This is a genomic window from Pseudomonas sp. rhizo66, assembly GCF_031931925.1.
Lineage (GTDB): Bacteria > Pseudomonadota > Gammaproteobacteria > Pseudomonadales > Pseudomonadaceae > Aquipseudomonas.
The window spans coordinates 233869-245712 of record NZ_JAUJWZ010000001.1 but is presented as its reverse complement, the minus strand read 5'-3'; the positions used below and the strand labels follow the sequence as shown (position 1 = coordinate 245712).

The 11844-nt window shown below is 59.1% G+C and carries 9 protein-coding genes; 4 read left to right on the top strand and 5 right to left on the bottom strand.

Annotated elements, in window-relative coordinates; genetic code table 11:
- The first annotated feature begins 146 nt into the window (after positions 1 to 146).
- The 3 genes from QZR14_RS01000 (at position 147) to QZR14_RS00990 (ending at position 4504) form a co-directional block, all read left to right on the top strand.
- Entirely contained in the window at positions 147 to 1202 is a 1056-nt protein-coding gene (locus QZR14_RS01000) for a tetratricopeptide repeat protein (RefSeq protein WP_311995636.1), read from the top strand.
- A 132-nt stretch (positions 1203 to 1334) separates the two neighbouring features.
- On the top strand, positions 1335 to 2837 hold the full coding sequence (locus QZR14_RS00995; protein WP_250605240.1) for an ATPase domain-containing protein: 1503 nt from the start codon (positions 1335 to 1337) through the stop codon (positions 2835 to 2837).
- Positions 2834 to 4504, top strand: coding sequence for an ATP-binding protein (locus tag QZR14_RS00990; protein ID WP_311995635.1), 1671 nt, complete (start codon positions 2834 to 2836; stop codon positions 4502 to 4504). Before QZR14_RS00995 ends, QZR14_RS00990 begins: the two co-directional genes overlap by 4 nt.
- Positions 4505 to 4595: 91 nt before the next feature.
- Here the strand turns inward: QZR14_RS00990 and QZR14_RS00985 are convergent, their stop codons facing one another.
- The 5 genes from QZR14_RS00985 to QZR14_RS00965 are packed head-to-tail and all read right to left on the bottom strand — an operon-like array spanning position 4596 to position 11140.
- Positions 4596 to 4973, bottom strand: coding sequence for a response regulator (locus QZR14_RS00985; protein WP_103304982.1), 378 nt, complete (start codon positions 4971 to 4973; stop codon positions 4596 to 4598).
- 44 nt (positions 4974 to 5017) lie between these two features.
- Complete coding sequence (locus QZR14_RS00980) at positions 5018 to 6232, bottom strand: hybrid sensor histidine kinase/response regulator (RefSeq protein WP_250605242.1); 1215 nt, start codon at positions 6230 to 6232, stop codon at positions 5018 to 5020.
- Complete coding sequence (locus QZR14_RS00975; RefSeq protein WP_311995634.1) at positions 6226 to 6819, bottom strand: chemotaxis protein CheB; 594 nt, start codon at positions 6817 to 6819, stop codon at positions 6226 to 6228. The genes QZR14_RS00980 and QZR14_RS00975 overlap by 7 nt, the downstream gene beginning before the upstream one ends.
- Entirely contained in the window at positions 6816 to 7649 is an 834-nt protein-coding gene (locus QZR14_RS00970) for a CheR family methyltransferase (RefSeq protein WP_093431257.1), read from the bottom strand. The genes QZR14_RS00975 and QZR14_RS00970 overlap by 4 nt, the downstream gene beginning before the upstream one ends.
- A complete protein-coding gene (locus QZR14_RS00965) occupies positions 7649 to 11140 on the bottom strand; it encodes a response regulator (RefSeq protein WP_311995633.1) in 3492 nt (1163 codons plus the stop codon). The genes QZR14_RS00970 and QZR14_RS00965 overlap by 1 nt, the downstream gene beginning before the upstream one ends.
- A 263-nt stretch (positions 11141 to 11403) precedes the next feature.
- Between QZR14_RS00965 and QZR14_RS00960 the strand changes: the two genes are divergently transcribed.
- The gene (locus QZR14_RS00960) at positions 11404 to 11763 is read left to right on the top strand and encodes a response regulator (RefSeq protein ID WP_250605245.1); all 360 of its coding nucleotides are present in this window, start codon (positions 11404 to 11406) and stop codon (positions 11761 to 11763) included.
- Positions 11764 to 11844: the final 81 nt, after the last annotated feature.

The window sequence follows — 11844 nt, the reverse complement described above, 5'->3', positions numbered from 1 at the left end:
TGCAAGCGTAGACACTGCATCGAAAAACTGACGGGTAACTGAGTCGACGCAGTTTGTAGGGCGATTCGCATGCAAGGGTTTGACTCATGGCCCGAGCTGACCGAAGCTTGCCGCTCTGCTCAAGAACGCCTGTTTCGGAAACCTGCATGCCTCAGTCTCGCCGCTACTTGCCTATCAGCCTGGGCCTTGTGCTTGTCGTCCTCGTGGCGTGGTTGTCACTGCGCAGCACCGCCCCGGTCATCCCCGATGCAATCAAGCACGGCTACAGCGAAGCGCTCGATGCTGCGCGCAAGGGGCAACCGGGCGCGGCGCGCCAGTTGTATCAACAGTTGGGCCGGCCGGACATCTCGGTCAAACGCCGCGTATGGCTGCATGGTGAGTTGCCCAATTACCCAAGCCCCCAGGCGTTGAAACTCGCTGATACGGACCTGCAAAACGAATCCCCCGCCGTGCGGCTGGCGGCGATCAGAAGCGTAGTGGGACTGGTGCCGGGCGGGCAGCGCAGCCTGTTGCTCGGGCCGATGCTCGAGGATGAGGATCAGAACGTGCGTTTTGCCGCGATCAACGCCCTGCTCGGTTTGACACCGGATGAGCTGGGTCTGTATTTCGCACCGCTGCAACAGGCGATTGACGGTTGGGAACAAACGCTCAAGGCGCAGCCGGAAAGTGCCGCCAACTACGCGCAACTGGCCCGCCTGCATCTGCACAACGCCGAACTCAAAGACGCGCAGGTTGCACTCGACAATACCCTGCGCATGGAGCCCGGCAATCTGCAGGCGCTGGTGATGCAGATCGATGTCCTTGATCGCCAGGGCCAAACCGACGCCGCCCGGCAACTGCTGGGGCAACAACTCAAGGCCCAACCTGATTCGGCGTATCTGCAACACGCCTTGGGGCTTTGGCTGTTGCACCATGATCAGCGCGAATACGCCCTGCTCGGCTTGTCCAAAGCCGTCGAGCTTGAGCCGGACAACAAGGATTACCGTTACGACCTCGCTACCACGCTGCACAGCGCCGAAGAACTGGAAGCGGCGCAGAAGCAGTTGCAGGAAATCGTCCAGCGCCACCCCGCCGACCGCAAGGCGCGGGTGTTGCTGATCAACTACTGGAAGGAAAGCGGGCAACTGCAGAACGTACAGATTCTGTTGGCGCAACTGGAACAGCTCAACCCGGATGATCCGGCCCTGCAGCAGGGTCTCTGAGCCATTTTTCACCGCTCAAACGACACATCCGGCAAGGAATTTCGGAACTGCCATCACGGCGCAAGGTCAAGTTAATCAGGCCGCTCATTTGAGATGGCGGCCTCGCTTCCCTTAGTCATGAGAGGGCATTTTTTGTCTACTTCTAACGAGTTGATCAGTGCGAAAGCCGCTACCGGCATTGGGGGTCTGGACGACATCCTGGCCGGTGGTCTGTCTCGCGGTCATGTATTTTTGCTGGAGGGTGAGCCCGGAACCGGCAAAACCACGGTCGCTTTGCATTTTCTCCTGGCCGGCGCGAAAGCCGGCGAACGCTCGTTGTACATCACGCTCTCGGAAACCGAGCGCGAACTAAGGCAAGGGGCGTCGTCCCATGGCTGGACGCTGGATGACAACATCAAGATCTTCGAGCTGACGCCCCCGGAAAGCCTGCTCAACGCCGAGCACCAGCAGAGCCTGCTCTACTCCTCCGACCTGGAACTGGGTGAAGCCACCAAGCAGATTTTCGAAGCGGTCGAACGCTTCAAACCTACGCGTGTGGTGCTCGACAGCCTGTCGGAAATTCGTTTGCTGGCGCAGAGTTCTTTGCGTTATCGCCGACAGATTCTCGCCATCAAGCATTACTTTGTGCGCTACAACGCCACGGTTCTGCTGCTTGACGACCTCACCACCGAATCCCTCGACAAAACCGTGCACAGCGTGGCGCACGGGGTGATTCGTCTCGAAGAACTGACGCCCAACTACGGCGCTGAACGGCGACGCGTGCGGGTGGTCAAGTATCGCGGCCAGAAATATCGCGGCGGTTTCCACGACTTCACCATCATGGGCGACGGCGTGCATGTATTCCCCCGTCTGGTGGCGGCTGAACACCGTGGCGACTATGCGCGCCTGCAACTGTCCAGCGGCATCCCGGAAATGGACGCCCTGCTCGGCGGCGGCATCGAGACGGGTTCCAGTACGCTGATTCTCGGCCCGGCCGGTACCGGTAAATCGCTGATCTCGATGATCTTCGCCGCCGCTGCCGTGGGCCGTGGCGAGAAAGCCGCGCTGTTTATCTTCGATGAAGAACTGGGCCTGCTGTTTGAGCGCATGAAAAACATCGGCATCGATCTCAAGGCCCTGCAGGCCACCGGCAATCTGTTGATCGAACAGGTCGACGCCGCCGAACTGTCGCCGGGCGAGTTCTCCCATCGCGTAAGGCGCTGCGTCGATGAAGGTCAAATCAAAACCGTGGTCATCGACAGCATCAACGGCTATCAGGCGGCAATGCCGGAAGAAAACGCGCTGGTGCTGCACATGCACGAACTGTTGCTGTACCTGAACCGCAAAGGCGCGGCGACGTTCATGACGGTCGCCCAGCATGGTCTGGTGGGCGACATGCAAGCGCCGGTCGACATTACTTATCTGGCTGACACGGTGATTCTGTTGCGTTACTTCGAAGCACTGGGCAAGGTCCGCCGCGCGATCTCGATCATCAAAAAACGCACCGGCAGCCACGAATCGACCATTCGTGAATACCGCATTTCCACGCAAGGCATGACCATCGGTGCACCGCTGGAAGCCTTTCAGGGCGTATTGCGCGGCGTTCCCACCTACCTCGGCGCAAGTAATCCGTTGCTGCAGGAAGAGCGCTTGTGACGGTTCAAGTGCCGCTGGCCGAACGCGCGCTGATTCTCGCGCCCGTGGGTCGCGACAGCCAGATTGCGCTGATGATCCTCAACGAGGCCGGTTACGGCGGAGTTGTCACACCCACGCTGGGTGCGCTGTGCTCGGAAATCGAAGTGGGTGCCGGCCTGGTGCTGGTCGCCGCCGAAGCCTTGCGCGGGCCGGAACTGGAAGCACTGTTCCATTATCTGGAACAGCAACCTGCCTGGTCGGATCTGCCGATTGTGCTGTTGACTCATCACGGTGGTCAGGAACAAGGCCCTTCCTCGCGCTTGAGCGATCTGTTGGGCAACGTGACGTTCCTTGAACGCCCGTTTCATCCCGCAACACTGGTCAGTATGGTTTCCGCCGCATTGCGCGGCCGCCGACGACAGTACGAGGCACGCGATCGGCTGATCGATCTGAGTGAAAGTGAACGGCGCCTGCAATCGACCCTGGAAACCCTTGAGCAACAGGTCGAAGAGCGCACCGCACAACTGCGTCACAACGAAGAGGCGCTGCGCCAATCGCAGAAAATGGAAGCGGTCGGCCAGCTCACTGGTGGTATCGCCCACGACTTCAACAACATGCTCACCGGCATCATCGGTAGCCTCGAGTTATTGCGCCGGCGTCTGGCCCGTGGTCGCACCGATGACCTCGACAGCCTGATCGACCTGGGCGTGACCTCGGCCAATCGTGCCGCCGGTCTGACCCATCGTTTGCTGGCGTTTTCCCGTCGGCAGTCGCTCGATTCCAAAGCCGTGCAGATGAACACCCTGGTGCTGTCCATGGGGGAGCTGCTGCAACGCAGCCTTAACGAAAGCATTCAGTTGGACATGCGTCTGAACGACAAACTGTGGGTGGCGGAGGCGGATCCCAACCAACTGGAAAGCGCCCTGCTCAACCTGGTGATCAATGCCCGCGATGCCATGCCCGACGGCGGCAAATTGGTGGTCGAGACCAGCAATCAGGTACTCACCCGCGAATTCACTGAAGCCTACAGCAACCTCGAACCCGGTGATTACGTGATGCTCAGCGTCACCGACAACGGCAGCGGCATGCCGCAGAGTGTCATCAATCGCGCGTTCGACCCTTTCTTCACCACTAAACCGATCGGCCAGGGCACCGGGCTGGGCCTGTCGATGATCTACGGGTTCAGCAAGCAGTCACGCGGCCATGTCTCGATCGACAGCGAGATCGATGAAGGCACCACGGTCAGGCTCTACCTGCCGCGTTTTCGCGGTGAAGAACTGGAAAGCCCCGATGCCGACATTCAACAGGCACCCGATGCGCTGGACGGCGAAACCGTGCTGATCGTCGAAGACGACCCGGCGGTGCGCGTGCTGGTCTGCGCGGTGCTCGGTGAATTGGGCTACGCCTTTGTCGAAGCCTGGGATGCCGACAGCGCCGTGCCGATTCTGAACTCGACGCAGCGCATCGATCTGCTGATCAGTGATGTCGGTCTGCCGGGCATGAACGGCCGGCAACTGGCGGAGGTTGGCCGTCAATACCGGCCTGGCTTGAAGGTCTTGTTTATCACCGGATACGCCGAGCACGCGGCTGTGCGTGGCGGGTTCCTCGATTCGGGGATGCAGATGATCACCAAACCATTCACGTTTGACCTGCTGACCGCCAAGGTGCGGGAGATGATCAAAAGCTGAAAGCGCTGAAACTGCAGGAGCTGCCGCAGGCTGCAATCTTTTGATGAACAAGATCAGAAGATCGCAGTCTGCGGCAGCTCCTACGCAGATATCAGGCGAGCAATTCCTGAATCTTTTCCTGCAACACATCCAGGTCGAACGGCTTTTCCAGGATCGGCGCCTTGCGCGTGATCGGGCTGCCGGTTTCGCGGATTTCCTGCGGATAACCGCTGATGAAAATCACTTTAAGGTCCGGGCGCAGCTTGACGGCCGGCTCGGCGATCTGCACGCCGGAAATCCCGCCGGGCAAACGGAAATCGGTGATCAACATGTCCAGATGTGGCTTGCTCGCAAGAATTTCGAACGCCTGCTCGCCGTTTTCGGCCTGCAACACGCGATACCCCTGCCCTGACAGGTAATCCGTCAGGATCATCAAGATAACCGGTTCGTCCTCGACGACGAGTACTACATCTTGTGCATCTACGCTCATGGGAAGCCTTTGTTCGGTCAATAGCTGCTGATACGACCGTACGGTCAATCAGAGGTTGCGTCGGATTTGCCGTTTTCCTGGATTGGCAGACAAACGCGAAACAGGGCGCCTTCGTTGATTTCACTCTCGACGACGATGGAACCGCCATGGGCGGCGACGATCTGCTCGGAAATGAACAGACCCAGCCCGAGCCCGGCCACTACCGTCTTGGCGGAAACCCGTTCGAACTGTTGGAAAATACGCTTCTGATTCTCTTGGCTGATGCCGATGCCGCGGTCCTGAACCTCGACCCGCGCCTCATCACCTTCACAGTAAACCCGCACCTGGATCGGGCTGCGACCACCATAGCGCAGAGCGTTGGTCAGCAGGTTGGTGACTACCTGCTCGATGCGGAACTCGTCCCAATGGCCTTCTACCGGGGATGGTGCGGTAAACGACACTTCGGTTTCAGCGGCTTCGATCTGTTGTGCGAAGTTTTGCAGCAGGTTGCTCACCAATTGCACCAGATCGAAACGACTCGGTCGGATCGACAATTTGCCGGTGCGAATGCGCGAGACGTCGAGCATGTCTTCGATCAAGCGGATCAGGCTTTTGATCTGCCGCTCATCGCGGTCGACCATGGCGTGCATCTTGTCGAGGGTGAACGCGGCGGCGTTGTCACGGGCCAGGTGCATCTTGCGCAACTGGGTTTCGAGGATCAGACCGTTGAGCGGTGTACGCACTTCATGGGCAACGATGGACATGAAGTCATCACGCATGCGCACGGCCTGCTCCAGCTCCAGCTGGGTGTTTTGCAGTTGCTGCAACAGCGCTTCCTGTTCGCGACGGGCCTGCTCCAGCGCTTCGAGCTGTTGCTTGAGCGCTTTGCTCTGGCGGTACAGATCGACGAAGACATTGACCTTGCTCTTGACCGCATGGATATCCAGCGGTTTGTGCAGAAAGTCCACCGCCCCGCTTTCGTAACCCTTGAACGCGTAATTGAGTTCACGGCCGGCAGCGCTGACGAAAATGATCGGGATGTTCTTGGTTTTCTCGGTGCCGCGCATCAACTCGGCAAGTTCGAAGCCGTTCATGCCCGGCATCTGCACATCGAGGATGGCCATGGCGAACTCGTGCTGCAACAGCAACGACAGCGCTTCATCCGCCGACAACGCTTTGTAGACGGTACGGTCTTCGCGCTTGATCAGCGCTTCGAGCGCCAGCAGGTTCTCCGGCAGATCGTCGACGATCAGCAGTTTGGCTTGGATATTACTCAGCATGCGATTCGTTCCAGCTCGACAAGCAGACGGCCGATGCCGTGAATGGGTAGGACATGGTCCGGCTGCTGAATCTTCAGTGCAGCCAAGGGCATGGTGGCGACTTGCGCTTCTTCGGGGTCCTGGACGATGGTCAGACCACCGCGGCGTTTGACGTGCGCCAGCCCGCGCGCGCCATCGTGATTGGCGCCCGTCAGCAGTACGGCGGCCAGCGAATCGCCGTAGGCGTCCGCCGCCGATTCAAACAGATAATCGATCGATGGCCGGGAATAATGCACGCGCTCCTCGAGGCTCAGCGAGAGGCTGCGATCCTGCTCCACCGACAGGTGATAACCCGGCGTGGCGAAGTACACATTGCCGGCAACGATGTCCTGCTTGTCGGCAGCCTCGTGCACCGGCATCTCCACACGCCGGGAGAAGACCTCGGCCAATTGGCTGCGGCGCTCTTCGGGCAGGTGCAGGACCACAATGATCGGCAACCCGTAGCCGCGGCGCAGCGGCCCAAACAGGCTCAGCAGCGCCTCGACGCCACCGGCGGAAGCCCCGACCACAATTGCCTCGACGCGAGGTAAATCCACGGCCTCGTTCATGTTTTGCGGTAAATCCGTTCTTGTTTGACCAGCGCTTCGAACTGGTTCGCGTAACCGGAGAAATCCAGCGTTTCCTTGCTGCCCAGCACTAGAAAGCCGCGGTGGCACAGCGATTCATGAAACAGACCAAAGGCACGGTCCTGAAGTTTCTTGTTGAAGTAAATCAGTACGTTGCGACAGGAAATCAATTGAGTTTCGGAGAACACGCTGTCCGTCGCCAGACTGTGGTCGGCGAAGGTCACGTTCTCGCACAGGCTCTTGTCGAAGATCGCGTAACCGTACGCTGCAGTGTAGTAGTCGGCAAACGAGCGCTGACCACCGGCCTGCTGATAGTTGGCCGTGTATGCCCGAACATTCTCCATCGAGAAAATCCCCTGCTTGGCCTTGTCCAGCGAGCGCGGGTTGATATCGGTGGCGTAGATGATCGTGCGATCGAGCAAGCCTTCTTCGCGTAACAGAATCGCCATCGAATAGACCTCCTCGCCCGTGCTGCACCCGGCGATCCAGATCTTGATCGACGGATAGGTGCGCAGCAGCGGCACTACTTCCCGGCGGATCGCGAGAAAGTGCGACGGGTCGCGAAACATCTCACTGACCGGAATCGTCAGCAATTGCAGCAACTGCATGAACGCCGTCGGGTCATGCAAGACCTTTTCCTGCAAGGCCGAAATGGTCGCGCACTCAAACTGGCTCAGCGCGTGCTGCACCCGGCGCTTGATCGAAGCGCCGGAATAATCGCGAAAATCGTAGCTGTACTTGAGGTAGATCGCCTCGATCAACAAGCGCAGTTCGATTTCACTGTTTCGTTCGGCTGGCGTACTGCGTTCCACTAAATGCGTTCCATTTTTGGTAACCACACGCGAATCAGCGAGAACAAGCGATCCAGGTCGATGGGCTTGGCCAGGTAATCATTGGCGCCCGCCTGCAGGCAGCGCTCCTGATCGTCCTTCATGGCCTTGGCCGTCACCGCGATGATCGGCAGCTTGCGCCAGCGCGGATCCTTGCGGATTTCAATGGTGGCTTCGAAACCGTCCATTTCCGGCATCATCACGTCCATCAACACCAGATCGATGTCCTCGACCTCATTGAGTCTTTCAATCGCCTCACGGCCGTTTCGGCCGATCACCACGACTGCGCCTTTGGTCTCCAGGGCGCTGGTGAGGGCGAAAATGTTCCGCACATCGTCGTCCACCAGCAGCACCTTGCGGCCCTCGAAGACCTTGTCGCGGCTGCGCGCGGTCTTGAGCATCTTCTGCCGTTCATGGGACAACTGCGATTCGACTTTGTGCAGAAAGAGTGTGACCTCGTCCAGCAAGCGCTCTGGCGAGCGTGCGCCCTTGATGATGATCGAGCGCGAGTACTTGCGCAGTTCGGCCTCTTCATCGCGGGTCAGGTTGCGCCCGGTATAAACGATGACCGGCGGGAACGAGCAGATGTCTTCGGTCGACATGCGCTTGAGCAGGTCATTGCCGAGCATGTCCGGCAACTTCAGGTCGATGACCATGCAGTCGTAGATCGTCGTGCGCAGCAGCTCCAGGGCATCCTGCGCAAGGCCGACGGCGGTGATTTCGATGTCTTCGTCGCCGATCAGCCGTGCAATGCTTTCGCGCTGCAAATCGTCGTCCTCGACCAACAGCACGCGTTTGACCTTCTGGGTCAGCTTGGCTTCGAGACGGGCGAACACATCCTTGAGCTCTTCGCGAGTGGTTGGTTTGACCGCGTAACCGATCGCGCCCATGTGCATCGCCGCTTCGACGCGGTCCTCGACGGAAATCACATGCACCGGGATGTGCCGGGTTCCGGCGTGTTCCTTCAGGCGTTGCAGCACGGTGAGGCCTGAGTGATCCGGCAGACGCATGTCGAGCAGGATGGCATCCGGCACGAACTCTTTGGCGAGGTCGTAACCTTCGTCCGCGCCATGGGCCACCAGGCACTGATAGCCCAGTTCATGCGCCAGATCGTAGAGGATGTGCGCAAAGTTCGGCTCGTCTTCCACTACCAGAATGCAGCGCGTGGCGAATGGGGCCTTGTTGCGGTCATCGGCGAAGCGCGGAATGTGCACCGGCGCCAACGGCGAAACCACTGGCGGCAATGGCGCGCTGACCACCGCCGCTGGCGGTGTGAAGGTCAACGGTTCGAAGTGCGTTTCGCTGGACTCGTCGAAATTCTGCGGCATCACCAACGTAAACACGCTGCCCTGTCCCGGCGTGCTGCTGACGCTGATCGAACCACCGAGCAAGGTCGCCAGATCCCGCGAAATCGACAGGCCCAGCCCCGTGCCACCGTACTTGCGGTTGGTGGTGCCGTCGGCCTGGCGGAAGGCTTCGAAAATGCTCTCTTGTTGATCGGCGGCTATACCGATACCCGAATCGCGCACGATGAACGCGACCCGATCATCCGGCTGGCCAGCGATGGTCAGGCTGACCGCGCCCTTCTCGGTGAACTTCACGGCGTTGGACAGCAGGTTCTTGATCACCTGCTCCAGACGCTGACGGTCGGTGTAGAGCATGCCCGGCGCGCCAGGTTGCAAGTCGACGCTGAAGTTCAGCTGTTTGTCTGCCGCCAAAGGCTCGAACACACTGCGCAGGCCATCGGCCAGACGGGCAACACTGGTGTTCTCCGGAATCACTTCAAGCTTGCCGGCCTCGACCTTGGAGATGTCCAGAATATCGTTGATCAGGTTGAGCAGATCGTTGCCGGCGGAGTAGATCGATTCGGCAAACTTGACCTGCTCGGCGCTGAGGTTGTCCTGCGGGTTCTCCGCCAGCAACTTGGCCAGAATCAGCGAACTGTTCAGCGGCGTGCGCAGTTCGTGGGACATGTTGGCGAGGAATTCGGACTTGTACTTGCTCGAGCGCTGCAATTCTTCGGCGCGCTCTTCGAGCTGCACCTGGGCCTGATTGAGTTCGGTGTTCTTCAGGTCCATGGCGTCGCGTTGCTCGGCCAGGGTCTGCGCCTGTTCGGCAAGTTGCTCGTTGGTCTGTTCCAGTTCGACTTGCTGGGTTTCCAGATGCGCCTGGGATTCCTTGAGAATCCGCGACTGCTCTTCCAGCTCTTCGTTGGCGGTTTTCAGCTCTTCCTGCTGCACCTGCAACTCTTCGTTGAGTTGCTGGGTTTCGGCCAGCACTTCCTGCAAACGCTGACGGTAGCGCGCAGCTTCGATGGAGGTGCCGATATTGCCGGCAATCAGTTCCAGCAGTTCGATATCGCGATCGGTGAGCGGACGCAGGAAACCCAGTTCGATCACGCCATTGACGCGGTCGTCATCGCTGGTCGGCACCACCAGCACACTGTGCGGCAAGCCCTCGCCCAGCCCGGAGCTGACTTTGAAGTAGTCCGACGGCACCGAATCCAGACGAATCAGCCGCGCCTGTTGCGCCACTTGGCCAACGATGCCTTCGCCGCTATAGATCGACTGGTCCTGCTCTTCCTGCTCGCGGGAGAAGCCGTAAGTGGCCACCCGCTTGAGGCCGCCATGTTCTTCACGCACATAGAGCGCGGCCACGGCGGTACCCATGTATTGCGCGCAGAACTGCAGAATATTGCGCCCCAGCAGATTCAGCGTCAGTTGCCCCAGCACCTGCTCGGCGAGTTCGGTCTGACCATTGCGCAACCAGGCCTGTTGTTCCAGACGCTCGGCACTGGCTTGTTGTGCGGCAAGGTTGGCGCCGTAGTTGGTCGATAGATTGACCAGATCACGCCGGCCGATATAGGCCAGCAAGCCACTGATACCGGCGATGAAAATCAGGTAGAGACTGATGCTCCAGATCGTGGTGCGGCGCACGTCTTCATTGCGCGTGGTGCGCAGGACCTGTTCGGTCTCGATGACGTCTTCGAATTGCTTGCGGATCTCGTCTGTCAGGCGTTTGCCGCGTCCGGCCTTGACCGCGCCCCGGTAGTCGCCACTGGAGCGCTGCAGATCGATCATCGACTGCGCGTAATTGGCCCACTCGGTCTGCAAGGCTTGCAGACGGCGCAGGCGATCGGTTTGCACCGGGTTGTCAGCGGTCAGTTCGAGCAAGGTATTGAGGGCGACCGCGATGCGCGGCTTGGCCGTTTCGTACGGGTCGAGGAAATGCTCGTCGCCGCTGAGCAGGAAGCCGCGCATGCCGGTTTCCAGATCCACGGTGAGCTTCACCGCTTCGTTGGCGTTATTGATCACCCGGTCGGTATGCTCCACCCACTGGATAACCGACAGCAGATAAGTGATCAGCGACACGAAGAACACGGCGCTGAGCGCACCGACGCCCAAGGGCAGGCTGATGTTGCGGCTCAGGAGTTTGCGAAACCGTTGCTCATCAACCGTAGACGGAGAGGACATGGGGCAGCCTTGTCGAACTGTTGAAAAACAGGGAGTTTGCCCCAAAACGACGGCGTGGATCCATTTTTCTCACACCTTTCGCTGCAATTTCCTACGTACAACAGCACGTTTACAGCCTTCAACAGTTATCCTTGCGGTCCCGTCTGAGGCTATGCTTTTTTTGTTACAGGCAGGGAACTTGTGGCACTGCGCCACTTACTGATGCAAGAGACCGGCACTTTTGATCGACCGGCGCCCCTGAACTGACTTTCGAGAGCCTTAATATGTCTACCCCCGCCCCCACCATCCTTGTCGTAGAAGACGATGACATCGTGCGCATGCTGATCGTCGATGTGCTGGAGGAGTTGGAGTTCAAGGTACTCGAAGCGGATGATGGCGAGCCTGCGCTGGCGATTCTCGCAGACGCGGGCAACTCGATCGATTTGATGATGACCGACTTCGGCCTGCCAGGCATGGACGGCCGTGAACTGGCAAACAAAGCTCGCGAACTGCGCCCCGCCCTGCCGATTCTGTTTGCCAGTGGTTATGCCGAAAATATTGATGTACCCGCAGACATGCATGTTATCGGCAAGCCATTTTCCATTGATCAATTACGCGACAAAGTTAAAAGCATTATCCAGTAACACAACACTATACTACGCCCCTTCCAATAATGACGAAGGGGCAGCACTGCACACCCCAGCAAAAATTCAACTTTATTAAAA